This is a genomic window from Pseudomonas sp. 3A(2025) (assembly GCF_054589175.1).
The window spans coordinates 745,827-771,905 of sequence record NZ_BAAILM010000113.1 but is presented as its reverse complement, the minus strand read 5'-3'; the positions used below and the strand labels follow the sequence as shown (position 1 = coordinate 771,905).

At 60.7% G+C, this 26,079-nt stretch carries 24 protein-coding genes; 13 read left to right on the top strand and 11 right to left on the bottom strand.

Going from position 1 to position 26,079, the window contains the following annotated elements; all coding sequences use genetic code 11:
• Positions 1–126 precede the first annotated feature (126 nt).
• From ACYP2A_RS30175 to bglX, 3 genes are all read right to left on the bottom strand, one after another.
• Positions 127–1,452: a sigma-54-dependent transcriptional regulator gene (locus ACYP2A_RS30175; protein ID WP_459749578.1), complete on the bottom strand. Its 1,326-nt coding sequence runs from the start codon at positions 1,450–1,452 to the stop codon at positions 127–129.
• A complete protein-coding gene (locus ACYP2A_RS30170) occupies positions 1,449–3,212 on the bottom strand; it encodes a sensor histidine kinase (protein WP_459749577.1) in 1,764 nt (587 codons plus the stop codon). Before ACYP2A_RS30170 ends, ACYP2A_RS30175 begins: the two co-directional genes overlap by 4 nt.
• Positions 3,213–3,284: 72 nt before the next feature.
• On the bottom strand, positions 3,285–5,582 hold the full coding sequence (bglX, locus tag ACYP2A_RS30165) for a beta-glucosidase BglX (protein WP_459749576.1): 2,298 nt from the start codon (positions 5,580–5,582) through the stop codon (positions 3,285–3,287).
• 386 nt (positions 5,583–5,968) lie between these two features.
• On the opposite strand from bglX, the gene ACYP2A_RS30160 reads away from it, so the two are divergent.
• The 3 genes from ACYP2A_RS30160 to ACYP2A_RS30150 all read left to right on the top strand — a co-directional run bounded on the left by ACYP2A_RS30160 (position 5,969) and on the right by ACYP2A_RS30150 (position 8,650).
• A complete protein-coding gene (locus ACYP2A_RS30160; protein ID WP_459749844.1) occupies positions 5,969–6,694 on the top strand; it encodes a TPM domain-containing protein in 726 nt (241 codons plus the stop codon).
• A gap of 25 nt (positions 6,695–6,719) precedes the next feature.
• On the top strand, positions 6,720–7,337 hold the full coding sequence (locus ACYP2A_RS30155) for a TPM domain-containing protein (protein WP_459749575.1): 618 nt from the start codon (positions 6,720–6,722) through the stop codon (positions 7,335–7,337).
• Positions 7,338–7,432: 95 nt separating this feature from the next.
• The gene (locus ACYP2A_RS30150) at positions 7,433–8,650 is read left to right on the top strand and encodes a class I SAM-dependent methyltransferase (protein ID WP_459749574.1); all 1,218 of its coding nucleotides are present in this window, start codon (positions 7,433–7,435) and stop codon (positions 8,648–8,650) included.
• Here ACYP2A_RS30150 and ACYP2A_RS30145 read toward each other — a convergent pair.
• Positions 8,643–9,533: a DMT family transporter gene (locus ACYP2A_RS30145; protein ID WP_459749573.1), complete on the bottom strand. Its 891-nt coding sequence runs from the start codon at positions 9,531–9,533 to the stop codon at positions 8,643–8,645. The two genes, ACYP2A_RS30150 and ACYP2A_RS30145, sit on opposite strands and share 8 nt — an antisense overlap.
• 200 nt (positions 9,534–9,733) lie before the next feature.
• Here ACYP2A_RS30145 and yiaY point away from each other — a divergent pair, with 200 nt between their 5' ends.
• On the top strand, positions 9,734–10,882 hold the full coding sequence (yiaY, locus tag ACYP2A_RS30140) for an L-threonine dehydrogenase (protein ID WP_459749572.1): 1,149 nt from the start codon (positions 9,734–9,736) through the stop codon (positions 10,880–10,882).
• 8 nt (positions 10,883–10,890) lie between these two features.
• On the opposite strand, the gene ACYP2A_RS30135 is transcribed toward yiaY, so the two are convergent.
• From ACYP2A_RS30135 to ACYP2A_RS30125, 3 genes are all read right to left on the bottom strand, one after another.
• Entirely contained in the window at positions 10,891–11,421 is a 531-nt protein-coding gene (locus ACYP2A_RS30135; RefSeq protein ID WP_459749571.1) for a hypothetical protein, read from the bottom strand.
• Between the two features lie 130 nt (positions 11,422–11,551).
• Complete coding sequence (locus ACYP2A_RS30130; RefSeq protein ID WP_459749570.1) at positions 11,552–11,932, bottom strand: COG4315 family predicted lipoprotein; 381 nt, start codon at positions 11,930–11,932, stop codon at positions 11,552–11,554.
• 148 nt (positions 11,933–12,080) lie between these two features.
• On the bottom strand, positions 12,081–13,004 hold the full coding sequence (locus ACYP2A_RS30125) for a LysR family transcriptional regulator (protein WP_459749569.1): 924 nt from the start codon (positions 13,002–13,004) through the stop codon (positions 12,081–12,083).
• 117 nt (positions 13,005–13,121) lie between these two features.
• On the opposite strand from ACYP2A_RS30125, the gene ACYP2A_RS30120 reads away from it, so the two are divergent.
• Positions 13,122–14,291 carry a TDT family transporter gene (locus tag ACYP2A_RS30120; RefSeq protein ID WP_459749568.1) on the top strand — a complete coding sequence of 390 codons (1,170 nt, stop codon included), beginning with the start codon at positions 13,122–13,124 and terminating at the stop codon, positions 14,289–14,291.
• Here the strand turns inward: ACYP2A_RS30120 and ACYP2A_RS30115 are convergent.
• Together ACYP2A_RS30115 and ACYP2A_RS30110 are read right to left on the bottom strand one after the other, a co-directional pair.
• Positions 14,288–15,229 carry a DMT family transporter gene (locus tag ACYP2A_RS30115; protein WP_459749567.1) on the bottom strand — a complete coding sequence of 314 codons (942 nt, stop codon included), beginning with the start codon at positions 15,227–15,229 and terminating at the stop codon, positions 14,288–14,290. The two genes, ACYP2A_RS30120 and ACYP2A_RS30115, sit on opposite strands and share 4 nt — an antisense overlap.
• Before the next feature lie 55 nt (positions 15,230–15,284).
• The gene (locus ACYP2A_RS30110; protein WP_459749566.1) at positions 15,285–16,028 is read right to left on the bottom strand and encodes a helix-turn-helix transcriptional regulator; all 744 of its coding nucleotides are present in this window, start codon (positions 16,026–16,028) and stop codon (positions 15,285–15,287) included.
• Between the two features lie 80 nt (positions 16,029–16,108).
• Between ACYP2A_RS30110 and ACYP2A_RS30105 the strand changes: the two genes are divergently transcribed.
• Positions 16,109–16,462, top strand: coding sequence for an SH3 domain-containing protein (locus tag ACYP2A_RS30105; protein ID WP_459749565.1), 354 nt, complete (start codon positions 16,109–16,111; stop codon positions 16,460–16,462).
• Positions 16,463–16,759: 297 nt separating this feature from the next.
• Here the strand turns inward: ACYP2A_RS30105 and rtcR are convergent, their stop codons facing one another.
• Positions 16,760–18,358 carry an RNA repair transcriptional activator RtcR gene (gene rtcR / locus ACYP2A_RS30100; protein WP_459749564.1) on the bottom strand — a complete coding sequence of 533 codons (1,599 nt, stop codon included), beginning with the start codon at positions 18,356–18,358 and terminating at the stop codon, positions 16,760–16,762.
• A gap of 203 nt (positions 18,359–18,561) precedes the next feature.
• On the opposite strand from rtcR, the gene ACYP2A_RS30095 reads away from it, so the two are divergent.
• The 4 genes from ACYP2A_RS30095 to rtcA all read left to right on the top strand — a co-directional run bounded on the left by ACYP2A_RS30095 (position 18,562) and on the right by rtcA (position 23,541).
• Positions 18,562–20,112 carry an RNA-binding protein gene (locus ACYP2A_RS30095; protein ID WP_459749563.1) on the top strand — a complete coding sequence of 517 codons (1,551 nt, stop codon included), beginning with the start codon at positions 18,562–18,564 and terminating at the stop codon, positions 20,110–20,112.
• Positions 20,113–20,431: 319 nt separating this feature from the next.
• Positions 20,432–21,658 carry an RtcB family protein gene (locus tag ACYP2A_RS30090; RefSeq protein WP_459749562.1) on the top strand — a complete coding sequence of 409 codons (1,227 nt, stop codon included), beginning with the start codon at positions 20,432–20,434 and terminating at the stop codon, positions 21,656–21,658.
• A 15-nt stretch (positions 21,659–21,673) separates the two neighbouring features.
• Positions 21,674–22,462 carry a nucleotidyltransferase domain-containing protein gene (locus tag ACYP2A_RS30085; RefSeq protein WP_459749561.1) on the top strand — a complete coding sequence of 263 codons (789 nt, stop codon included), beginning with the start codon at positions 21,674–21,676 and terminating at the stop codon, positions 22,460–22,462.
• Positions 22,463–22,509: 47 nt separating this feature from the next.
• The gene (rtcA, locus tag ACYP2A_RS30080; protein WP_459749560.1) at positions 22,510–23,541 is read left to right on the top strand and encodes an RNA 3'-terminal phosphate cyclase; all 1,032 of its coding nucleotides are present in this window, start codon (positions 22,510–22,512) and stop codon (positions 23,539–23,541) included.
• A gap of 1 nt (position 23,542) precedes the next feature.
• Here rtcA and dmeF read toward each other — a convergent pair whose 3' ends face one another.
• On the bottom strand, positions 23,543–24,466 hold the full coding sequence (gene dmeF, locus ACYP2A_RS30075; protein ID WP_459749559.1) for a CDF family Co(II)/Ni(II) efflux transporter DmeF: 924 nt from the start codon (positions 24,464–24,466) through the stop codon (positions 23,543–23,545).
• A 62-nt stretch (positions 24,467–24,528) separates the two neighbouring features.
• Here dmeF and ACYP2A_RS30070 point away from each other — a divergent pair, with 62 nt between their 5' ends.
• The 3 genes from ACYP2A_RS30070 (at position 24,529) to ACYP2A_RS30060 (ending at position 26,070) form a co-directional block, all read left to right on the top strand.
• Positions 24,529–24,804: a metal/formaldehyde-sensitive transcriptional repressor gene (locus ACYP2A_RS30070; protein WP_459749558.1), complete on the top strand. Its 276-nt coding sequence runs from the start codon at positions 24,529–24,531 to the stop codon at positions 24,802–24,804.
• A gap of 24 nt (positions 24,805–24,828) precedes the next feature.
• Positions 24,829–25,629, top strand: a complete 801-nt coding sequence (locus tag ACYP2A_RS30065; RefSeq protein ID WP_459749557.1) for an AraC family transcriptional regulator — start codon at positions 24,829–24,831, stop codon at positions 25,627–25,629.
• A gap of 99 nt (positions 25,630–25,728) precedes the next feature.
• Entirely contained in the window at positions 25,729–26,070 is a 342-nt protein-coding gene (locus ACYP2A_RS30060; RefSeq protein WP_459749843.1) for a cupin domain-containing protein, read from the top strand.
• Positions 26,071–26,079: the final 9 nt, after the last annotated feature.

Below are 26,079 nucleotides of genomic sequence, written 5' to 3'. Positions count from 1 at the left end.
GCACGGTCGGGGAAATGGTCACGGCAAGCTAAACCCCAGGTCTGGTTCCATGAAGCGCACATTTTGCGGGCGCATAATGTCACTATGCTTTGCGTCTGGCGAGTGCCGGTGACCGGAGGGCCAGCCTCAGTTCAGGAAGCTTTCACGTACCAGGCCATGGCGCTGCATTTTCTCGTTCAGGGTTCGGCGCGGCAGCTGCAATTCAATCAGTACCGCCTTGATATCGCCCTTGTGCCGGGTCAGCGCGGCACGCAGGCACTGGGCTTCGAACGCTTCCTGTTGATCGGCCAGCGATTGCCCCGCAGGTTCACGGGTTGCCTGGCTGAGGCCTAACACTTCGCGTTCGGCCGCATTGGCCAGTTCACGCACATTGCCTGGCCAGTCATGGCTGAGCAACTGACCCAATTGCGCACCGCTGGGTATCGGTGCCGGGCGGCCCAGGCGTTCGGCGGCCGTCTGCGTGAAGTGCTTGAACAGCAAGGCGATGTCCTCGCGGCGCTCACGCAACGCCGGCAGGCGCAGCTCGGCAACGTTCAGCCGATACGCCAGGTCTTCGCGAAAGCGCCCGGCACGGGCCTCGTCGAGCAGGTCGGGTTTGGTGGCGGCGATGATGCGCACATCGACCTTGATGCTGTGATTGGAGCCCAGGCGTTGCAGTTGCCGGTCCTGCAGCACACGCAGCAGCTTGGCCTGCTGGGCCAGCGGCATGCTTTCTATTTCGTCGAGAAACACCGTGCCGCCGTCGGCGTATTCCAGCCGGCCGATGCGCTTGCCTTGGGCGCCGGTAAACGCACCGCTTTCATGGCCGAACAGTTCAGCCTCGAACAATTGCTCGGGAATCGCGGCGCAGTTCAGGGCCACGAACGGCTTGTCGGCGCGTGGACCGAAGTCATGCAGGCAGCGTGCAACCAGCTCTTTGCCGCTGCCGGTTTCGCCGCGAATCAACACATTGACCGGCATGTCTGCCAACTCCAGCACCTGGCGGCGCAGGGTTTGCAGGCTGAGCGAAACCCCCAGCAACGTCGCCTCCAGCCGGGTGCGCGCATCGGCCTGTTCATGCAGACGACGGTTTTCCAGTATCAGCTGACGTTTTTCCAGGGCACGGCGCAGGGTGTCGAGCAGCGCTTGCGGGCTGAAGGGTTTCTCCAGAAAGTCGTACGCGCCTTCGCGCATGGCTTCGACCGCCATCGGCACGTCGCCATGCCCGGTCAGCAGAATCACCGGCAAATCCTTGTCGCGCGCCTGCACCTGCGCCAACAATGCCAGGCCGCCCATGCCGGGCATGCGCACATCGCTGATGATCACGCCGGGAAAATGCTCGGGCAACTGCGCCAGGCATTCTTCGGCGCGGCTGTGCAGTTGCACGTCAAAGCCTGAGAGGGTCAGCCAGGGTTCGATGGCCTGACGAATGGCGGCCTCGTCATCGACCACGATGACCGAATTCAAGGTCATGTTTCGGACTCCAGAAAATCATTGGTCAGGCTAAAGCTGAACACCGCACCGTCGGCGTGATTATGCGCATGCAGTTGCCCGCCCAGATCCTGGATGATCGCATAGGACACCGCCAGTCCCAGGCCCAGCCCGTCGCCCACCGGCTTGGTAGTGAAAAACGGGTCGAAGATGCACGGCAAATGCTCGTCGGCAATGCCGCTGCCCGTGTCGATCACACTCAGTTGCCACTGTTCATCCTGTGCGTCGATGCGCACCTCAAGGCGCTTGCGCGGCTGATCGCGCATGGCGTCCAGGGCGTTGCGCAACAGATTGATCAACACCTGCTCCAGACGAATGGCATCACCACGCACCCAGGCCGGCCGCGCCAGATGCAGCACGCATTCGATCTGCTCTTCACGCAGCCGGGTGTCGAGCAACAACAGCGCCTGATCGACCACCGTGGCCAGGTCCAGGCGCTCGCGCAGCCCGTCGGGACTCTTGCGGGCAAAGGTTTTCAGGTGGCCGGTCAATGCCGCCATGCGGGTCAATTGCTGGTCTAGCAAGGTCAGCGCCTTGCTTGCATCTTCTATTCGCCCCTGATCGAGCAACAGGCGCAGCGTTGCCAGTTGCATGCGCTGGGCGGTCAACGGCTGGTTGATTTCATGCGCCAGCGCGGCTGACATTTGCCCTAAAGCGGCCAGCTTGGTCGATTGCACCAGTCCTTCCTGTGCGGTGCGCAGGTCGCGGGTGCGCGCCTGGACCAGGCGTTCAAGCTCATTGCGGCTGTGTTCGCGCAAGCGTGCGATGCGCAAGCGTTGTGACAGAAACAGGGCGAGGAACACCAGCGCCAGCCAGATACCGGCGGCGGCCAGGCCGGCGTTGCGGATGTCTTCGTTGGCAGACTCCGGTTTGCGCAGCAGGTGCAGGGTCCAGTTTTCGTCGACCATCGCCCGTGATTGCCACAGGTAATCGGCACTGCCTTCGGGGGCTTCGACGCGGCTCAGATGGCTGTTGGGGCCAAAGCTTTGCAACACCCGGCTGCGCAGCGGCGAGAGGGGCTTTTTGTCGTATTGACGGGTGCTCAGCAGTTCGGCGCGATCTTCGACGGAAATCGATTTAAGTTCGCGGTAGCGCCAGTCCGGGCGATTGGCGAGAAATACGATGCCCTTGGCATCGCTGACCATCAGCAGGTCTTCGTCCTGCGCCCATTCCCTTTCAAGGGTCGGAAACTCCAGCTTGACGACCATGGCCCCCATGAACTCGCCGTTGTTATCAAGTACCGCACTGGACAAGAAATAGCCGGGGATGCCGGTGGTCACGCCTACCGCATAAAAACGCCCCGTGCCCTTGGCGCGGGTTTGCAGAAAATAGGGGCGAAAGCCATAGTTGTTGCCAACATAGCTCTTGGCACTGCGCCAGTTGCTGGCGCCCACCGCCAGGCCATGGCGGTCCATCAGTTCCAGGGTCGAGGAGTGCGCCGCACCGTTGATGCTTTCGAGTTTGCGATTGAGCGAAGCCTGAGCCTGCTCGCTCAACGGACCGCGCACCGCATCGCGAATCTCTGTGTCCAGCGCCAGAACCGCCGGCAGGGCACGATAACGTTCGATCAGGGTGTGCAGGGTATTGGCATACAAGGCGAGCCGGTCGCTGGCGCGCCTGGCGTCTTCGCTCAGCACATGCTGTTGCGCCTGACGCATGGCCAGCCCGGCGCAAATCGCTGCACCGGTGACAATGACCAGAACATAGACAAACAACCGCAGGGTGCGTTGTGTAAGGGTCATTGAAGGGCTGCCGGCAGTCTGAATACTGGCGCCGGGGCGCACACAGTGCCTGCCCCGGCGCCGCCAACCGCTTTACAACAGATTGAAACGGGCTTCTTTTACGTCAGCCGAGTCCAGGCCGATCATCACTTTGAACTCGCCGGCTTCAGCGGCGTACTTGAGCGCCGGGTTGAAGAATTTCAGGTCGTTCTCGCTCAGGGTAAAGGTCACGACCTTCTCCTGACCGGGCTCCAGGCTGACTTTCTCGAAACCCTTGAGCTCCTTGACCGGGCGGCTGATCGAGGCGGCAACATCGCGCAGGTACAACTGCACCACGGTGGCGCCGGCAACCTTGCCGGTGTTCTTCACGGTGACACTGGCGGTCAGCTTGCCCTGGCGGGTCAGTTTGTCGTCAGACAGGCTGATGTCCGACACATCGAAGCGGGTGTAGCTCAGGCCGTAACCGAACGGGAACAGCGGGCCGTTGGTTTCCTCGAAGTACTGCGAGGTGTAGTTGCCTGGCTTGCCCGGGGTATAAGGGCGGCCGGTGTTCAGGTGTGCATAGTAGCTCGGCAGCTGGCCGATCGAGCGCGGGAACGTCATCGGCAGCTTGCCCGACGGGTTGTAGTCGCCGAACAGCACATCGGCCACGGCATTGCCGCCTTCGGTGCCCGCAAACCAGGTTTCCAGCACGGCGTCGGCCTGTTCCAGCTCATCGCCCAGCGTCAGTGGGCGGCCGTTCATCAGTACCAGCACCAGCGGCTTGCCGGTGGCTTTCAGGGCCTTGATCAGGTCGCGTTGCTTGCCGGGGATGTCCAGGCTGCTGCGGCTCGCCGATTCGTGCGACATGCCGCGCGATTCGCCGACCACGGCCACGATCACGTCAGCCTGTTGGGCGACCTGGACCGCTTCGTCGATCATTTCCTGAGCCGGACGCGGGTCTACGTCGACTTCTTTTTCGATGAAGTTCAGGTAGGTCAGCACGTTGTCTTTGTCGCTGACGTTGGCGCCGCGGGCGTAAACCAGCTTCGCCTTGTCGCCGACGGCCTGGGTCAGGCCTTCATAAATCGTCACCGACTGATTGGGGCGTCCGGCGGCCGACCAGCTGCCGAGCATGTCCAGCTTGCTTTGCGCCAGGCCGCCGATGACGGCGATGGTGCCTTGCTTGTGCAGCGGCAGGGTATCGTTCTGGTTTTTCAGCAGGACCAGCGTCTTGCGCGCTACATCACGCGCTTCGGCACGGTGCAGGCGGTCGTCGGAATAGGTATCGGCCGGGTCCTCGCTGGCCACGCCGATGCGCTTGTACGGGTCGGCGAACAGGCCCATGTCGTATTTGGCACCCAGCACTTCGCGCACTGCATTGTCGATCTCCTTGACCGACACTTCACCGGCCTTGACCAGCTCTGGCAGGTATTTACCGTAAGCCACATCGTTCATGCTCAGGTCGACGCCGGCCTTGATCGACAGCTTGGCCGCTTCGCGCTCGTCCTTGGCCACACCGTGCTGGATCAGTTCGCCGATGGCGCCGTGGTCGCTGATGGTGACGCCCTTGAAGCCCCATTCCTTGCGCAGCAAATCCTGCATCAGCCAGGTATTGGAGGTCGAAGGCACACCATTGATCGAGTTCAGCGCGACCATCACACCGCCTGCGCCGGCATCGATACCGGCGCGATAGGGCGGCAGGTAATCCTGATGCATGCGCGTCGGGCTCATGTCGACGGTGTTGTAGTCGCGACCGCCTTCGACCGCGCCATACAGGGCGAAATGCTTGACGGCGGCCATGATGCTCGCCTGTTCGGCGGGGCTGTTGCCCTGGAAGGCGCGGACCATGGTCTCGGAAATGCGCGACACCAGGTACGTGTCTTCACCGAAACCCTCGGAGCTACGGCCCCAGCGCGGGTCGCGGGAGATGTCGACCATCGGCGCGAAGGTCATGTCGATGCCGTCGGCGGCGGCCTCTTTGGCTGAGATGCGGCCGCTCAGGGCAATCGCGTCGATGTCCCAGCTGGCGGCCATGCCCAGGCTGATCGGGAAAATCGTACGGTGGCCGTGGACCACGTCATAGGCAAAGAACATCGGAATTTTCAGACGGCTTTTGGCGACTGCGGCCTCTTGCAGAGGGCGGTTTTCCGAGCGTGTAATGGAGTTGAAGGTACTGCCAATCCGACCGGCGGCAATTTCCTTGAGAATCATGGGCTGTGGCATTTCCCTGCTGATGCTGATCAGGCGCAACTGGCCGATCTTTTCATCGAGGGTCATTTGTTTCATCAGGTTGGCGATGAAGGCATTCTTGGCTTGCAGTGGCGTTTGCTGCGTACTGGCTGGCGTTGCGGCCAGCGCCGAGTGGCTGGCCATAACGACCAGAAAACCTGTTAAGCACAACTTGTTCATGAGTGATTTCTCAAGGCGTTTGCCAGCAACTTGCGTTAAATGCCGGCCACCATATTTTAGGGTTTGAACCTTTGGCGGTATTGTCAGGACAGAGCACAGGGTAGTCGCTGGACGTTTTGTTGCATCATATCGCTCAGATGCAGCGCGTTTTAACCGATACTCCGACATTGGCGCCGGATTATGCCGGGGAACTTGCGATTTGGCTAAGGCAGCGATTTGCAGGCGCTGCAAAAATACGACAGGAGACACTCCCGGATGCATGCACAGCGTTGCAGTGACACCCAGTACCCGCAGCATGGAAGGCCCGATGGCCAATGGGTTACTCTCTACCGGTTACGGATTGGCAAGGTCTGGCAGGTGAAGATTTGAAGGTTGCTCTACACATGATGCTGTCCTGGCTATTGCTGTGCCTGGGCAGCACGATGGCACGGGCCGATGAGCCTGCTTTATTGTTTCCACCCATGACCGGCAGCGTGGTCGATGCCGCCCAGATGCTCGACAACCCCACGACTGTGCGCCTGTCGAACATGCTCGGCGAGCACGAACAGGCCACCGGCGAGCAGATCGTGGTGGTGACGCTGGTCGACCTGCAAGGCACAACCATCGAGGATTACAGCGTGCGGCTGGGCAAGGCCTGGGATGTGGGCCGCAAAGGGCCTGATAATGGCGCACTGCTGATCGTTGCCCGTGATAACCGCAAGGTGCGCATCGAGATCGGCACCGGGTTGAAAAACCGCCTCAACGAGGCCCAGGCTTCGATGATCATCAATATGCTGATCACCCCGGAGTTTCGTGAGGGTAATTTCGCCACGGGCATCGAGCGCGGTGCCCAGGCCATGGTCGCCGTCCTGGGCGGGCATGTACCGGACGACCCCGATCCCTTCCCCGACAGCACCTATGTCGGGCAGTCGGGCAGCATTGTGTGGTCGTTGCTGCTGCTGTTGCTGGCCTGTGTGGCGTTGTTCATGGCGGTGCTGGCGATGACCAACCTGGGCCGGCGCCTGCGCAGCAAGGTCGGCTGCGGCGGGACCAAGCTCGACCCTTCGGGCTGCCGCCTCATTCGTGACAGCGGCAAGGGCTTTGGCGGTGGCGGTGCTTCCGGCAACTGGTAAAACAAGAATTGGACACGAGGCACCCATGGCTTTACTCAGTGAAGACGAACAGCGGCTGGTCGCCGAAGCGATCAGCCGCGTCGAACGCCGTACCGATGCCGACCTGGTCACCGTATTGACCGCACGCTCCGATGACTACGCCTACGTACCACTGGTCTGGGCGGGCGTCATGGGCTTGCTGCTACCTGGCATCGTCAGTTATGTCACCGACGGCTTGAGCGCCAATCAATTGCTGCTGACTCAACTGGCGACGTTCGTGCTGGTCGCGTCGCTGTGCCGTATCACCCGCGTCACCAGTCAGTTGGTGCCGTCGTCGGTACGTCGCTGGCGGGCCGGTAATCTGGCGCGCCGGCATTTTCTTGAACAGAACCTGCACACCACCCCCGGCAGCAACGGCATTCTGATTTTCGTCAGTGCAGCCGAGCGTTACGTCGAGATTCTGGTCGATCAGGGCATTTCCAGTCGTTTGCACGATGAGACCTTCAAAGCCATGGTCGATATCTTTACCCAGCAACTGCGCAACGGTCAGAACCTGCAAGGGTTTCTGGGCTGCATTCATGCCTGCGGCGAGCTGCTGGCCGACCATATTCCGGTGACCCGCAGCCGCAACGAATTGACCAATCGTCTGGTAGTCCTGGGCTAGCGACTCATTTGGCAGGCAGACAAAGCGGACTTCTGGCGGCGCTGCCGTTAAAATGCCCGGCTTCCTGATCTGCCCAGCCGCCCGAGGCGTTTTCGATGTCTGCCACTGCTTCTATTCCTTCATCCGCTACCGAGCCGCGTGCCCGTTTCCTCAGTTTGCTGGACGACTGCCTGACGCAGAACGCCCTGGTCAAACTGGTGCTGGCCCGCCATGTGGGGGTTGAGGCCGATCTGCAGCGCATCATCATCACCCCGGTGACGATCAAGGACCAGGCCTGCCTGTCGTTCGTCTACCGCTACAAGACCCGCGACATCACCAAAAACCATGCGCTGCGCGAGGCGCAGGCGCTGATTGGCGAACTGTTACCGGGCTCGTTTCGCAATGCGCACCTGCTGACGCTCAGCGATGAAGCGCAACTGGAGTTCAGCAAAAAGGGCAAGGCCAACCTGTCCCGGCACACGGCGCAGCAATCGCGTGAAGCGCCGTCGGCCGGGCATGATCGCGAGAAAAAACGCTATCTGGAGCTGACCCGACCGTTTCTTGTCGACCTGGGCGTGACCAATCGCCAGCATGAGCTGATCCCGGCCATGTCGCGCAAATGGAAGCAGATCAACAAGTTCATCGAAGTGTTTTCGCATGCCTTGAGCAGTTCACCGCTCAGCCTGGAACAGCCGGTCCGGGTCGCCGACTTCGGCTCGGGCAAGGGCTATCTGACTTTCGCCATACACGACTATCTGCGCAACACCTTGCAGGCCCTGGGCGAGGTGACTGGCGTAGAGCTGCGCGAAGACATGGTGACCTTGTGCAACAACGCCGCCGCGCAGCTTGAACACCCAGGCCTGGTGTTTCGCTGCGGCGATGTGCGCAGCGTCGCGCCCAGTGAGCTGGACGTGATGATCGCCCTGCATGCCTGCGATATCGCCACCGATTACGCGATCCACACCGGGATCCGTTCGGGTGCGGCAATCATCATGTGCTCGCCGTGCTGCCACAAACAGATTCGCCAGCAGATCCAGAGCCCTGGCCTGTTGCAGCCGATGCTGCAATACGGCCTGCACATGGGGCAGCAGGCCGAAATGGTCACCGACAGCTTGCGCGCCCTGTTGCTTGAGGTGTGCGGCTACGAGACCAAAGTATTCGAGTTTATTTCACTGGAGCATACCAACAAGAACAAGATGATCCTGGCGGTGAAGCGCGCAGAACCCGTGGATCCTGCGCGTCTGCTGGCACGTATTGCCGAGCTGAAGGCGTTCTACGCCATCAGCGAACAGTGCCTCGAAACCCTGCTGCGTGCTGACGGCCTGATTAACTGATCGCAGGCTTGGGCGCAACCACGGTGGTCTTGCGCCCCAGAATCACCGTGCCGATCACCGCAACGGCAAAGATCCAGGTGATCGGCTCGACGCGTTCACCGAACAGCAGTGCCGACAGGGCGATGGTGAAGAAAATCTGCAACAACTGGATCTGGCTGACCCGCGAGATGCCGCCCATCGCCAGCCCCGAGTACCAGGCAAAGAAGCCCAGGAACTGCGAAAACAGCGTTACATAGCCGAATGCCCACCAGGCCTGTGACGAAATCGCCCCTTGATGCTGGCTGGCCAGCCAGGCCACCGGCCCCAGCAGCAGCGGGAAAGACAGCACCAGTGCCCAGCAGATCACCTGCCAGCCGCCCATCTCTTTGGCCAACCGGCCACCTTCGGCATACCCGAGCGCCCCGACCGCGATGGCGCCGAGCATCCATAGGTCGCCCACCTGAATACTGCCCGCGCCGTTGATTAGCGCATAACCGAGCACCAGCGCGCTGCCCAATGCCGCGCAGCCCCAGAAGGCTCGTGATGGGCGCTCGTGAGACAGCCAGGCGGCATAAATCGCCACGAACAGTGGCTGAATACCGTTGACCAGCGCGCCATGCGACGCCGGCAAGCTCTGCATGGCCCAGGCCGACAGCACCGGAAAACCGACGATCACGCCCAGCACCACCAGCGCCAGGCCCTTGAGTTGTGCGCGAGTCGGCCATTTTTCGCGGCGCCACAGCAATAACAGCGCCGCCGGAATCGCCGCCAGCAGGGCGCGGCCCATGCCGTTGAGCAGTGGATGGATTTCCTGAACCACGATGCGCGTCATCGGCAAGGTCAGGCTGAAGATAATCACGCCCAGCAGGCCCAGAGCCATGCCGGTATTTTCACGAGAGGACATAAGTGACGCCAGTTTTCTGTAGTGGGTAGCCAGGCAGGCATCTAGCCATAGACCGCCGGTTTTTTCCTTCACAGATAGGCAGCGATTGAGCCGTACAGTTGGTCGGGTTATGTCGATGCAGAGCTGGTTTCGTTGCGCTGGGTCAATATCGTTGGCCGCTGCCAGGTCGATGCTGGGGCTTGCTAACAGGAGAATCCGCCATGAGCAGCACATTTTTCATTCCTGCAGTCAATATGATCGGCAGCGGTTGCCTCGACGAAGCCATGCAGGCCATCCGTAAATACGGCTTTCTCAAGGCCCTGATCGTCACCGATGCCGGGCTTGCCAAGGCCGGCGTGGCCAGTCGGGTGGCAGGCTTGCTGGTCGAGCAGGGCATCGATTCGGTCATCTTCGACGGCGCCCGGCCCAACCCGACCATTGATAACGTCGAGCAGGGCCTGGCCCGGTTAAAAGAGCAGCAGTGCGACTTCGTCATTTCACTCGGCGGCGGTTCACCGCATGACTGCGCCAAAGGGATTGCCCTGTGCGCCAGCAACGGCGGGCACATCAGTGACTATGAAGGCGTTGACCGCTCGCAGAACCCGCAACTGCCGCTGATCGCCATCAACACCACGGCCGGCACCGCCAGCGAGATGACCCGCTTCTGCATCATCACTGATCCTGCACGGCACGTGAAAATGGCGATCATCGACCGCAATGTCACGCCGATTCTGTCGGTCAACGACCCGCAAATGATGGCCGGCATGCCGCGCTCGCTGACCGCCGCCACCGGCATGGATGCCTTGACCCATGCCATCGAAGCCTATGTATCCACCGCCGCCACACCGATCACCGATGCCTGCGCGCTCAAGGCCATCAGCCTGATCGCCGGCAACCTGCAACGCGCCGTCGAGCATGGCGATGACCTGCAAGCCCGGGAAAGCATGGCCTACGCGCAGTTTCTGGCCGGCATGGCGTTCAACAACGCGTCCTTGGGTTATGTGCACGCCATGGCGCACCAGTTGGGCGGCTTTTACGACCTGCCACATGGCGTCTGCAACGCCGTCTTGCTGCCCCATGTGCAGCGCTTCAATGCCAGCGTCAGCGCGGCCCGGCTGACCGACGTCGCCCATGCCATGGGTGCCAATATTCGCGGCCTGGACCCCGAAGCCGGCGCTCAGGCGGCCATCGAGGCGATCAGCCGGTTGGCGGCCAGTGTCGATATTCCAGCGGGCTTGACCCAGCTGGGTGTCAAGGAAGTTGATATTCCGGCCCTGGCTGCCAATGCCCTGAAAGACGCCTGCGGCCTGACCAATCCGCGCCCGGCGGATCAACAGCAGATCGAGGGCATCTTTCAGGCGGCCTTGTAGAAAGAAGGCTATCTGGCTTGGGCAATGTCCTTCACCATCTGCCGGGCAATGGCCTTGAGCTGCTTGTCGGTCATGGCCGAGAACCACATCTGCCAGCCCTTCGATTTCGTGTCGTACTGGCGTGAGCCGAGCAACCGGCCGGTGCGCAGGTCCTGATAGTCGACCTGCGCATTGACCCAGGCATTGCCGATGGCAAAGCTGCCCGCCGCCCGGGCAGCGCCGGTCAGGTAGCGAAAGTTTTCGACCCGGATCACCACCATCAGCCCGTCGCGTACTTGCGTCTGCGGCGTGCCGGCCAGAAACGTCGTGCGATAGCCGGCTGCGGCTGCATCGCTGGCCAGTGCTTGCGACCAGGTGCCTTTGACCAGGTACCAGTCTGTATTGGCTTCAACCCGTTGGGTGCCCATAAAGGTCACCACCAGATTGGCTTTGGCTGCGGCGCTGATTGCCGGGGGCGGCGTCCCGCTGGATGTCAGACGCGCCGCACAACCGCCCAGCGCAAGGCTTGCCACCAGCAATATCGACACGAGCCTGTTCATTCGAACGTCCTTATTCACTGCCTGAAACAACAAGGGGGTCCATACCTGTGCGGTTGATGGCACAGGGCTTTGAACTGAGACTAGCCAGTTTTTTCAGGTGTGTATGAGGCGCCGATTCAATGGCTTGGCGTTACGGCTTGGCCACCTGCCAAACCTGATTGACGCCGTCACCGGTGGTGTCGCCTGGCTTGGTGTCTTTAGCCCAGCCATAAAGCGGCATTCCTTTGTAGGCCCATTGCCTGGCGCCGTCATCTCGGGTGATGACGGAATAGTCATGATCCGCCTTGGCGTCCGCCGTGGCAGACAGGGGCGGCCAGTTTGCAGCGCAGGGCCCGTTGCAGACTGACTTGCCCGAGGTATCTTTAGTGAAGGTGTAAAGGGTCATTCCCTTGCTGTCGACGAGCACTTTGCCCTTGTCTGTTTCGGCTACTTTGGCTGGCGCGTCGGCAAACGCCATGCCCGACAGGCAGCAGGCGGCAACAGCAGCGGTGAGGAGCATTTTTTTAAACATACGTATTTCCTTTGTTTTTTTAAAATTGTTAGAAGGCTCACTCGCTATTCGACACAGCAAGAAACTCAACAGTAGACGATCAGCAGACAGTTCTCTTGCCGTTGCGTAGAAAAAATGCCCCTGGCTTTTTTGTCGGCCACCTCATCACCTATCTCTGCAGTCTTCCCGGCTGAGTCAAACGACGGCTTTCGAACAGGCTGCAACTTTCCCGGAATCGCTCGAGTGCAGGAGAGATGAATTTGTCGCGGTGCCGGATCAGAAAGAAACGTCGCGTCAGAACAGGCAAGGTGTGTGGCAGTTCAACCAGGTCTTTTGACGCCAGCAGGTCGCCGACAACCCATCGAGACAGGCAACTGATCCCGATGCCTTGTGCGAGAGTATGTTTGATGGCCTCAGAGCTACCGATCTGGCTGATCTGCGCAAGGTCGTGCAAGTGACGCAGGAGCAACTGCTGCACTTCTTCACGGGTGCCAGAGCCTGGCTCGCGCAGCAGCCAGTGCGCGCCATGAAGGTCATCAAGCGTGACCGACTGCTGTTGTGCCAAAGCATGCTGGTGGCCTGCAACAATGAGCAACTCGTCTACAAGCCAAGGCTCGGCAATCAGTTCCGGCAGGTGGCACGGTCCTTCGATCAGCCCGAGATCGATCTCGAAGTCAGCGACCTTTCTGGCGATTGTCATGCTGTTGGCCATGTCGACATCGACGCGCAACTGCGGTGCCGATGGGTGTAATTCTCCCAGGATCAACGGTAGAACATAGTTGCCGATGGTTGTACTGCACCCTACCCGCAAACGTGTTTTCAGCTCGGTATTACCGGCAAGGAAACTGGTTTCTATCTGTTGTGCATTTTCCAGCATCCTCCTGGCCTGAGGCAGTAATGTCAGGCCGTTGTCGTTCAGCACTAATCGTTTGCCTGCGCGGTCGAACAGGCGGGTATCCAATGCGTTTTCCAGTTCATTCAATGCCGCGCTGGTGGCCGATTGCGACAGTGAAACCGCAACGGCCGCGCTCGTGGTGCTGCCATGCTGCGCGATAGCGCAGAAAATTTGCAGTTGACGCAGGCTGAGCTTCAAAATATCTACCTTATTTATAGGTAAGGAAGACCTATATTATCCGTTTTTGTCGCTATGCCAGGCCCACTAAACTCTCTGCATATACATCGAGTGAATACCAAGTCGGGAGCGCAAAGAATGAGTGAGACACGACTCGCAGCGATCATGGGAGGGCGCTATCCATTGGCAGCCTTGTCCAATCCACGGGAAGCGATCCGGCAATTCACCCCCAACTGGTTTGCGGCCACGATGGGCACCGGTATTTTGGCGCTGGCGTTGGGTCAGTTACCGTTTTCTGCGCAATGGCCCAAAGCGCTGGGTGAAGCTTTGTGGTTTTTCAATATCGCGCTGTTTTGCCTGTTTTCGCTTATGTATGCGAGCCGTTGGGTGCTGTTCTTTGATGAGGCAAAACAGATCTTCGGCCACTCCACCGTGTCGATGTTTTTCGGCACCATCCCCATGGGACTGGCAACTATCATCAACGGCCTTCTCCTGTATGGCCTGCCGCGGTGGGGCGACACGGTTATTATTGTCGCTGAAGTGCTGTGGTGGATTGACGTTGCCATGGCGCTGGCATGCGGGGTGCTGATCCCCTTCATGATGTTTACTCGCCAACAGCACAGCATCGATCAGATGACGGCCGTATGGCTGTTGCCCGTCGTTGCAGCCGAAGTCGCTGCTGTCAGTGGTGGGCTGCTCGCGCCGCATCTGGCGGATGCGACTGCACAGTTTACCCTGCTCATTACCAGCTACGTGCTGTGGGCATATTCGGTGCCCGTCGCCTTGAGCATCCTGGTGATCCTGTTGTTGCGCATGGCACTGCACAAGCTGCCTCATGAAAGCATGGCGGCATCAAGCTGGCTGTCGTTGGGGCCGATTGGCACCGGCGCTTTGGGAATGTTAGTGCTGGGTAATGATGCCCCTGCGATTTTCGCCGCTCATGCAATGGCCAGCATCGGTGCCGTTGCCGAGGGTATTGGCCTGATCGCCGGTGTGCTGTTCTGGGGGCTGGGGTTGTGGTGGATGGTACTCGCGCTGCTGATCACTGTGCGTTACTTCAGGGCAGGTATCCCATTCAACCTCGGCTGGTGGGGATTCACGTTCCCGCTTGGGGTCTACGCCGTGACTACCCTCAAGTTGGGCGCCATGCTGCACCTCGTGTTCTTTAATGTCGTCGGTGTGGTGCTGGTGGTGATGCTGGCTGTCATGTGGGTAATCGTCGCGGCCAAAACCCTGGCGGGCGCCTATCGCGGCAACTTGTTCGTGTCGCCGTGTATTGCCTCATTGAGCAATGCCTGCAAAAACTAAGTTTCTGGCGGGCGTTGCTGATGACAATGCAGGCACCACACCACGCCGATCACCAGCAGTCCGATAGCCATCCACTCGACAGCCTCGGGCCAGCGGCCTTCCCAGACAAAGCCCAGCAGCAGCGCAGCAAGCGTTTCGATCACCAGCACTTGCCCGCTGAGCGCCAGCGGCAGCAGGCGGCTGGCCTGATTCCACAGGGCGCCGCCAATCACCGAGGCCAGCAGCGCCACGCCACCGGCGACCAGCAGAAATTGCAGCCAGGTGTGGCTGTCATGAGTACTCAGTGCCGGCCCCAGCAACGGTACGGCCAGCACCAGCGACTGCGCACCGGTCATGACGCCGGCCAGCAGCGCCCAGTCGCTGGCCGAGACGCCGGTCATGACGCTCAAGCGGCGGGCATTGCTGACCGCGAACCAGCTCCAGCTGATCAAGGCCCCGACTGCGCACAGCAGGCCCCAACCAATATTTGCCGATTGTTCGCTGTGGCTGCCGGTTTGCAACGCATGCAGGCTGATCAGCACGGCACCGGCGGTGGCACAGCACAGGGACGGTGCAAGTCGTAGCATTGAGACGGCATTGGCATCCTTGCGCCCGGCCAGCGCCACCAGTACCGGAATCAGTCCGACGATTAACGACGTGGTGGCGACGCCGGCCAGTTGCACGCCGCTGCCGACCAGCGAGTAATACAGCAGGTTGCCGATCAGGCTGAGCCAGAACAGCGAGACCCAGTCTTCGCGACGCAGATTGGCGCATGCCGTTCGCCAGCGTGGCGCCAGCACTATCGCCGAAATCAGCCCATAGCAAAGAAAGCGCAACACCGCGAACTGCGCGCCCGAAAGCCCCGGCGTGAGCTTGGGGCCAAGAAAAATCACGCCCCAGCACAGGCCGGCGCCAACCCCGAAAGCAATGCCCTTGAGAAGTACCCGATTAGCCAACATCACATCACCGCTGTGCAAATCCAAAGCGGTGAGTCTGAGCGGTCGGCGATCGGTTTTATTGTTCGAAAGTCCCGGTTTTTTTACCCAGGCTCTTGCGATAAGCCGCCGGTGTGGTGCCGCACAGGCGGCTCATGGCGCGGGTCAGCGCCGCTTGATCGGAGAAGCCGCTGCGCAAGGCGATTTCGGCTATCGGCAAACGGCTGTCTGCCAGCCACTGCTGCGCTTTGTGCATGCGCACTCTGGCCAGCCAGGCTTGCGGGGTTTCATCGAACAACTGCCGAAAGCGCAGGTGCAACTGGCTCAGGCTCATGCCGGCAATCCGTGCCATGGCTTCGTTGCTCCAGACTGCTGCAGGGTTGGCCTGCAATTGCGTCAGCAACGGCTGTATACCGTTGGGTGCTGCCACCGGACCACTGGATATCGACGACAGCAGCAAGGGTGCGAGTTGGCCTGCGCTATTGGCCAAAGCTTCCTGGCCGACCAGTTCGGCGAACTCGATCAGGCGGCGAGTGGCCGGTGAGATCGGCACATAAATGCGCTGCGCCAGACTGTGCAGCGCCTGTTCCTGCAGCCAGGTCGACGGGCAATCGAGGACCAGAAAACGACTGCCGGGCTCCGCCAGCTGCGCATGCGCCGCACCGGGTGCAACCAGCGCAGCCGTGCCGGCATCGAGGCGAGCGCCGCGGCCTTCCACATCGATTTCCATGCGCCCGCTGATGGGCAACACCAGTTGTGTAAAGGCGTGCTGGTGCCGAGGGTGATCGCCTCGGTAACGGCGGATGTCGAGAGTGGGGGCCATGTGAGGCTCCAGTGGGGTTTGGGTTGGCCGAATCTATTACAGTGCTTTGGGCGCTTTAAATCAACGCAAGGAATGCAGTCATGAATTACCGGGTCATCAAATCCCATCGCTGCGAAACAGGCGAGCCGCTCAGTTTCAGGCGGGGCGACAGGCTGGTCGCCGGCGAAAAATACCAAGGCCCCGAGGGTTGGGAAGACTGGTACTACTGCGTCGACACTGCGCAAACAGGAGGATGGGTGCCCAAGCAACTGATTCACTGGCTGGATGAGAAAAATGTACAAGCGCTGGAGGACTACAGTGCCCAGGAACTGGATGTAGATGCAGGCGATCATCTGGTGGGTGACCGGCAGCTCAATGGTTGGGTGTGGTGCCATCGACCATTGGATGGCGCCGCAGGTTGGGTGCCGCTGGATAACCTTCAGATAGCCCAGTAAACATAGGGCCGTAGGAGATTACCCGCCGCCTTGGCGCCGCGCTGTCGCGCAGCAAACATGGGACCTGTAGGAGGGAGCTCTGCTCGCGATCGGCTGCGCTAGCAGTCGTAAAATGTCAGCGTTTCAGAAATTTCTGTGAGCGCTTCGCGCTCAATCGCCAGCAGAGACGGATCGCCGCCCGCTGCCTCCTACAAGTGGTGCTTTTTAAATTAAATAAAATCAATAAGTTATTTTATTTTTGATGAGAGCGGCCTTAGCCGCGAAGGCCATCATCTACCTATACGCCCGCCAAACGAATCACCCTCGAATCTTCTTCCAGTCCACCCCGAACCGCGTCAGGTATTTGCGCAGCCGATCCGCGTCATTGGGGTTGGCTTTACCCTGACGCGAAACCCCGAACAGTTTGCGCCCGGCATCGGACAGGCTGTCGGCCTGACGGCACACGTCGATCACCGCCGCCAGTTGCAGGCGGTCAAACAGGTCCAGTTCCAGTCCCTCTTCAAGCAGCGGTTGCAGGTCGTCCTGCTCTTGGCTCAGCCCCCAGGCATAGCGCAGGCGCTGTATTTCTTCTTCGACCTGATCTTCATCGATGCGCCCGCTATCGGCCAGCGTGGCCATGCGTGTGATCGAGGCCGACAGTTCGCGGAAGTTACCCAACCAGGCGGCTTCGCTGGCGCAGGCGAAATCCAGGTAGCGGCGCCGTGCTTCAAGGTTGAAGCGCACCAGGCGGCCTTGTTCGCGGGCGTGGCGTTCCAGCTCGAAATCGATGTTCGGTTCGATGTCTTCGCGGCGGCCATTGAGGCCCGGCAGGCTGAAGGTCCACAGGTTGATCCGCGCATAAAGGTCTTCACGAAACAAGCCTTGGGCGACGCGCTCGCGCAGGTCGCGGTGGGTGCCGGCGATGATCAGAAAGTCGCTTTCGACTTCCTTGTCTGCGCCCATCGGGAAGAAGCGTTTTTCTTCGATGGCCTTGAGCAGCATCGCCTGTTCGTCGGCGCCCAGTTCGCCGATTTCGTCGAGAAACAGCATGCCGCCGTCGGCGGCGCGCAGCAGGCCATCGCGCGCGTTCTGTGCGCCGGTGAAGGCGCCCTTGATATGGCCGAACAGCGCCGACATGGCGCCGTCGCCACGCAGGGTCGCACAGTTCACCTCGACGAAACGGCCCTGCACCTGATGCCGGCTGCGCTTGAGTTCATAGATACGCCGTGCCAGAAACGACTTGCCCGCGCCGGTCGGGCCGATCAGCAGCATCGGCGCGGTGGAGCGTACGGCGACGCGCTCGATCTGTTCGATGGAGCGGTTGAACGCGGCGTTGCGCGTGGCAATGCCGGACTTGAGAAACGCCAGACCTTGCAGGCGCTTGTCGGCAAAGCGCGAGGCGATGTGGTCGTAGCACGACAGGTCGAGGTCGATGATGCTGTGCTTGCCGACGGCCAGTTGCTCATCGCCCAGGCGGCGGGCCGGCGAGGTCTGGATCAGCCGCGCCGGCAGGTAGCGCGCCTCGGTCAGCAGAAACCAGCAAATCTGCGCCACGTGAGTGCCGGTGGTGATGTGTACCAGATAGTCCTCGCGCTCGGTGTCGAAGGCGTAGGCGGTCGCGAAGTCGTGCAACGCGCCGTACACCTCCTGAAAGTCCCAGGGGTTTTTCAGCAGCATGGGGTGCAGGCGCACTTCGGTTTCCGGCGACACCTGGCGAATGTCGTCGGACACCCGCTGGGCCAGGCTGACGTCACGGGCATCCACGCTGTGAATCAACTCCAGGCGATGAATCAGCACATCCGGCTGCTGGCACAGGCTGATGCTAGGTCGCCAGTGACTCCAGCGCGCGGCGCCCTTGCCGACCCGGTCGAGGGTGGCGCCGACAAAACCTATGGCAACGGTTTGCTTGGCTGACATGCTGATACCTGAAGATAAATTCTGATAACAAAGGATAGGTTTTTAAGAGTGCCCTTGTCTCGCCGAGCAGGTCATAAAATCCAGGCAAAAAGTAAAATGCTTTTAAATCAATAAGTTAAAAATTTATTTGTCGTGAAAAACAAATCTGGCACGTCGGCTGCAATATCTCTGGCAACACAGGATAAACAGAGCGAGATGCCAAGATGGCCAACGTCAAACTGTTCAACAGTCACCCGGCAACACTGCCCGACAGCGACACGCACAATGCGGCCAAGGCCCCGGCCTATGCCTACAGTGCCCGGCATCAGCTGGCGCAACTGGCAGTCACCGGCTGCCTGAACCAGACGTTTTACGCCTCTGCCCAGACGCAGCTCGACAGCGCACTGCGACTGGTCGGTGAACTGGACAGCCGTTACGTGGCCAAGGCCGCTCTGTATGCCCGTCGCAAGGGCCATATGAAAGACATGCCGGCGCTGCTGTTGGCCGCTCTGGTGGCGCAGCGTTCGGCACTGGTGCCGGCTCTGTTCGGTCAGGTGATCGACAGCGGCAAGATGCTGCGCACCTTTGTGCAGATCCTGCGCAGTGGTGTGACCGGGCGTAAGTCTCTGGGTTCGCAGCCCAAGCGTCTGGTGCAAGAGTGGTTGAACAGCGCCACCGAGTACCAGTTGTTGCAGGCTTCGGTGGGTAACCAGCCGTCGCTGGCGGATGTGGTGAAGATGGTTCACCCCAAGCCGGTCGAAACCTGGCGCGAAGCGTTCTTCGCCTGGCTGATCGGCAAGCCGGTGGATGTTGAGGCGCTGCCTGAGTTGACCCGCGAGCTGCTGGCGTTTCGCAGTGGGGCGAGTACAGCCATACCGGCGGTGCCGTTTCAGTTGCTGAGTAACGAGACACTGGATGCCGAGCAATGGGCGCGGCTGGCGGGCAACATGGGCTGGCAGGCGCTGCGTATGAACCTTAATACCCTGGCGCGCAATGGCGTGTTTCAGGTGCCGGGCTTCACGCCGTTTGTGGCCACACGATTGGCAGATCCTGCGGCAGTCGCCAAGGCGCGGGTGTACCCGTACCAGTTGCTGGCGGCGTACCGAATGGCCGGTGAAGCGGTGCCGCAAAGCGTGCGTAACGCCTTGCAGGATGCGCTGGAGTTGTCGCTGAGCAATGTGCCGGTGTTGCCGGGTGTAGTAGTGGTTTGCCCGGATGTGTCCGGCTCGATGCACAACCCGGTGACCGGTTACCGCGAAGGTGCGACCACGACGGTGCGCTGCATCGATGTGGCGGCATTGGTGGCCGCTGCGGTGTTGCGCAAGCAGCCCGAGGCACGGGTGATGCCGTTTGAGCGCAGTGTCGTGGACATAAAGCTCAACCCTCGCGACAGCGTGATGAGCAATGCGCAGAAGCTGGCCGCCATCGGTGGTGGCGGCACCAACTGCTCGGCGCCACTGGCGCGGCTGGCCGATGCCGGCGACAAGGTCGACACGGTGATACTGGTGTCGGACAACGAATCATGGATCGACGCACGGCGCTATGGTGCCACCGAGACCATGTTGCAGTGGGAGCGGATCAAGCGGCGTAACCCGCAGGCACGGTTGGTGTGCATCGACATGCAACCCGGCGCGACCACCCAGGCGGCAGACCGCGAGGACATCCTCAACGTCGGCGGCTTCAGCGATGCAGTGTTCGATGTGATCGAGCAGTTCATCAGCGGGCGCTACGGCGCTGGCCACTGGGTACAGGCCATTGAGGCTTTAGAGTTTTGATTCACCGGCGCTGAATGCCGACGGGACTACATTCCAAGACGTCTCGTCAATTCTTGTCAGCGGCTGTGAAAGGCACGAATGCAGGTGGCTGTACATCTAATGTCCTTACCAGTCACCGAACCTTGTCGTGCCACCTATTAGCGAGTTTGCCCCGGCGAATGCAGGTGGAACTACAGACTATTGATGTCGCGGGTTCGAGTCCCGTCAGCCGTCAGGCTGTAGCTCAGCGGTAGAGCACAATGCACTGTTTCACCGACGATTGTCGCCCAGGGATATGGAATAAATGCCGAGTGATCGGCCAGAAAAAAGAAGTGAAATCATGCAAGAGAAAACCTGGCAATTGCTGGAAGTCGCCAACGGTAAACCCATCAAGATGTGGACCCAGGGCGTTCCGGTCGAAAGCGAAGCGCGCGAGCAGTTGATGAACACCGCAAAGATGCCGTTCATCTTCAAGCACCTGGCGGTGATGCCCGATGTGCACTTGGGTAAAGGCTCGACCATCGGCAGCGTGATCCCCACCGTGGGTGCAATTATCCCGGCAGCGGTGGGGGTCGACATCGGTTGCGGCATGATCGCGGCGCGTACGTCGCTGACCGCCAGCGACCTGCCGGACAACCTCAGCGGGCTGCGCAGCGCGATCGAAAAGGCCGTACCGCACGGGCGCACCGTGACCCGTGGCGGTCGCGATAAAGGTTCATGGGAAGACGTCCCGCAGCAGGCCGATGACGCCTGGGGCGCCTTGTCGACACGCTTCAAACGCATCACCGACAAGTACCCGAAACTGAGCAACACCAACAACCGCAAACACCTGGGAACCCTGGGCGGCGGTAACCACTTCGTCGAAGTCTGCCTGGATGAAGCCAACCGGGTCTGGTTCATGTTGCACAGCGGTTCGCGCGGGGTGGGCAATGCCATCGGCAACCTGTTCATCCACCTGGCCCAGGACGATATGCGTCAGCACATCGCCAACCTGCCGGACCGCGATCTGGCGTACTTCGAAGAGGGCAGCCAGCACTTCGATGACTACGTGGAAGCCGTTGGCTGGGCGCAGGATTTTGCCCGCCAGAACCGTGAACTGATGATGCGGGCGGTGGTTCAGGCCGCCCGGCAGATCATCAGCAAGCCGTTCGAGGTGGCGCTGGAGGCGGTGAACTGCCACCACAACTATGTGCAGAAAGAGCGGCACTTCGGTGAGGACGTGCTGATCACCCGCAAAGGCGCGGTGTCGGCGAAGAAGGGCGAACTGGGCATCATTCCAGGCTCCATGGGCGCCAAGAGTTTTATCGTTCGCGGCCTGGGTAACGAAGAGGCGTTCAGCTCGTGCAGCCATGGCGCCGGACGCACCATGAGCCGCACCAAGGCCAAGAAGCTGTTCACCGTCGAAGACCAGATTCGTGCGACCGCGCATGTCGAATGCCGCAAGGATGCTGATGTCATAGATGAGATTCCGATGGCCTACAAGGACATCGATCAAGTCATGGATGCCCAGCGCGAACTGGTGGAAGTGCTGCATACCCTGCGTCAGGTGGTGTGTGTGAAAGGTTGAAGAAGGAGAAGGACAATGGAACGCACAGAGGCTCACCCGCTCAGCAGCGCCATGCGCGAGCGGGTGCTGCAAGAATTACAACGCATAGAGCGCGAGCACAACGTCACGGTGCTGTATGCCTGTGAGTCGGGCAGCCGTGCCTGGGGCTTTGCCTCGACCGACAGCGACTATGACGTGCGTTTCGTCTACGTCGAAAAGCCCGAGTGGTTCGTGCAGGTCGACACCCCGCGCGACGTGATCGAGCGGCCTCTGGACGACGAACTGGACGTCAGTGGCTGGGAATTGCGCAAGACCCTGGGGTTGTTGCGCAAGTCCAACCCGACGCTGCTGGAGTGGCTGGACTCACCGCTGGTGTATCACCAGGAGGCGGCCGCCACGGCAGGCCTGCGTGAACTGGCCGAGGCGTTCTACAGCCCGCCGGCAGCGCGTAATCATTACCTGTCGATGGCGCGCAAGAATTTTCGCGGCTACCTGCAAGATGAAAGCGTGCGCTTCAAGAAATACTTCTATGTGCTACGGCCCTTGCTGGCGGTGCGCTGGATCGACCAGGGCCGGGGCCGGCCGCCGATGACCTTTGACGCGTTGCTGGCCACGCTGGATGACCCGCCGTTGCTGGCAGAAATCGATGAACTGCTGGCGCTGAAACGCAACGCCGACGAAGCCACTTACGGCCCACGTCGACCGCTGCTGCATGCGTTCATCAACGCTGAGCTAGATCGCGAAGTGCCGAGCTTGCCGCGCACCTGTGAAGACAGCGCGCTGCTCAACCAGTACCTGCGCGACACCGTGGCGCAGTATTCCTGACAGGGCACCGCGTGGTGCCAATACAAAAAACATTCGATGTGAAAAAAATGAAAATGGACGTCATTGAACTGGACGGCAGCATCGGCGGCGGGCAGGTGTTGCGTAGCGCCCTGAGCCTGTCGATGGTGACCGGCCAGGCGCTGCAAATCACCAACATCCGTGCAAGCCGCAGCCGGCCTGGCCTGCTGCGTCAGCACCTGACCTGCGTGCTGGCCGCCGCTGAACTGTGCGGCGCGACGGTCGAAGGCGCACAGATGCATTCGCAATGCATCAGCTTTAAACCGGGTCCGATTCGCGGCGGCGATTACCGCTTCAGCATCGGCACCGCCGGCAGTTGCAGCCTGGTGCTGCAAACTCTGCTGCCGTCCTTGTTGCATGCCCCTGAGCCCAGTCGCGTCAGCGTCAGCGGCGGCACCCATAACCCGCTGGCGCCGCCGGCGGACTTTCTGCAGCGGGTGTTCCTGCCGCCGCTGCAACGCATGGGCGCCAGGGTCGAGCTGCAACTGCTGCGCCATGGTTTCGTGCCCGCCGGCGGCGGTGAGCTGCTCGCGCTTGTCGAGCCTTCTGCCTTGCAACCTCTGCACCTGTGCGAGCGCGGCGCGCGATTGAGCCGCCGGGCGACTGCCGTGCTCGCCGGCGTACCGGGGCATGTGGCCGAGCGCGAATTGAGCCGTATCGCCAAGCGCCTGAACCTGCAACCTGAAGAGCTGCACTGGCAGGTGCTCGACCCTGAATGCGGCCCCGGCAATGCGCTGATGCTGGAAGTCGTGTGCGAGCACCTGAGCGAGCTGTTCATTGCCTTTGGTCACTCCGGCCTGCGCGCAGAAAGGGTCGCCGATTACCTGGCCGATGCCGCCCGGCCCTGGCTGGCCAGCACGGCCGCAGTGGCCGAACACCTGGCTGACCAGTTGCTGCTGCCCATGGCCCTGGCCGGCGCCGGCAGCTTTACCACGACCCATGTGAGCGAGCACCTGCAAAGCAATATCAGCGTGATCGAACGCTTTTTGCCGGTCAGTATTGAGTGCCGGCAACAAGAAGAGAGGGTGTGGAAAGTGAGCGTGAGCGGCGTCAAGGTTTGATTCACGCCTGGAGCCGATTGATTTCCACGGTCACGTGCGCGAGTTCTTCATGGATCGACAATGCCTGCCGCACGCTGTCGGCATCCAGCGCTGCATGGGTGGCCAGGGTCAGTACGCAGGCGTACTGGTCCTTGCTGACCCGCCAGACATGCAGGTCGGTAATCTCTGCCTGTATCGCTAATTGTGCGATTACATCGCGTACTTCCTGAACCACCGGTGCGTCCATTTCTGCGTCCAGCAACACGCGGCTGGTGTCGCGCAGCAAGCCCTTGGCCCATACCCCCACCAGTATCGCGCCGACCAGGCCCATCACCGGGTCAAGCCAGCCGGCCCCCCAGAACTTGCCCGCCAGCAGGGCAATGATTGCCAGCACTGAAGTCGCAGCATCGGCCAGCACATGCAGATAAGCCGAGCGCAGGTTGAGGTCGTGATGGTGTCCGTGGTGGTGATCATGATCGTGGCCGTGGCCATGTTTATCGCGCAACAACCAGGCGCACAGCAGGTTCACGGCCAGCCCGACGACGGCGATAGCAATGGCTTCGTCATAGCGAATCGGCCCCGGTGACAACAGCCGCTCGATGGACTGGAACACCATCAGCCCGGCCACGCCCAGTAGCAAAATGGCGCTGGAGTAGCCGCCCAGAATCTCGATCTTCCAGGTGCCAAAGGTAAAGCGCCGATCATCGGCCAGACGCCGAGCCGCCGCATAAGCGAACAATGACAGGCCCAGCGCCAGGGTATGAGAGCTCATGTGCCAGCCATCGGCGAGCAAGGCCATCGAATTGAATTGCCAACCGCCCACGATTTCCACGAGCATCATCACCGCCGTGACCCATACTGCGATCCGCGTTTTGCGCTCGGCTGACAGATTGGGCTGATGAAACTGGTGGGAATGCAGGTAGTGTTCCGGGCGATGAGTGGTCATGGCGACATGCTCCAGATGATGGGGTTTTATACTGTACCCCAGTATAGTTTAGAGGAAAGATAATGGCTCATACCGTAAAGGGCAAGAAACAACTGCTGACCCGCGTGCGCAAGATCAGGGGGCAGGCCACAGCTCTGGAAACCGCACTGGAACAAGAAAAGGACTGCGTGGCGATTCTTCAGCAGATCGCGGCCATTCGTGGCGCGGTCAATGGCTTGATGGCCGAGGTCATGGAAGGGCATATTCGCGACCACCTGGGTGATGCCGAGCTGAGCACCGAACAGCGTCAGACCGAGATCGACCAGATTGCGACGCTGCTGCGTTCGTACCTCAAATAGAACCGGTAAAGGCGGCTCGCAACCATGAGCGCACATGACTGGGTGCAACACGGCGAGTCACCCACACGCATCGAGCGTATCGAGGCGTTTTTCAGTGGCCATGGCTACGACCCGCACCGGCATGACACCTACGCCATCGGCCGCACCCTGGCCGGTGTGCAGAGTTTCGAGTACCAGAAAACCCTGCGCCATAGCCTTCCGGGCGGCACGCTGGTGCTGCACCCCGATGAACTGCACGACGGCATGGCCGGCACCGAGGTGGGGTTTCGCTACCGGATGATTTACGTCGAGCCGGTGCTGATCCAGCAGATTCTGGGCGGTCAGCCGTTGCCGTTCATCAAGGGTGCGTTGAGCACCGATGTTCGTCTGTACCGGGCCTGCGACGTATTCATGCAGGCCATGGATTGCCCGCTGGAGGCCTTGCAGGAACAGGACGCGTTGTTCGATCTGGCCCAGGCGCTGCAAGCCGTGGGTGGAAAACCCAGGGCCCGGCGCAGTTTCGATTACCGTGCCGCCGAGCGTGCCCGGGAATACATCCACAGCCGCCAGGGCGCCAGCGTGACCCTTGAAGAACTGGAGCAGATCAGCGGCCGTGAACGCTGGAGCCTGTCGCGGGATTTTCGCGCGTTGTACGGCACCAGCCCTTATCGCTACGTGACCTTGCGGCGCCTGGATGTGTGCCGGCAATTGCTCCGGTCAGGCTTTACTCTGGTTGATGCTGCACTGGCCGCCGGCTTCTTCGATCAGAGCCATATGACCCGCCACTTCATTGCCTGCCACGGCTTGTCGCCGGCGCGTTGGCTGCGCCTGCAGCAATCACGCTGAAGCTGCACGATCGTACAAGAGCCGAATCCGGCCGGTTGGTTAGGCTGGCGATACTTCATCCAGCAGGAGTTTCGCCCCGTGAGCCAGTCGATCAACCTCATGCACAAACTGTCGCTGTTCAACGAACAGTGGACACCCAAAGTGATTGCCGAAATGAACGACTACCAGTTCAAGGTCGTGCGTATCCAGGGTGATTTCATCTGGCATTCTCACGCCGACACCGACGAAGCCTTTCTGGTGCTCGACGGCACGCTGCGCATCGATTTTCGCGATGGCCACGTGCTGTTGAACAGCGGCGAGTTGTACGTGGTGCCCAAAGGCGTAGAGCACAAACCCTGGGCCGAGCAGGAGGTGAAGATGATGCTGATCGAACCTCGCGGTGTGTTCAATACCGGTGATGAAGGCGGTGAGCGCACCGCCGTGAACGATCAGTGGATTTGAACCCGATCA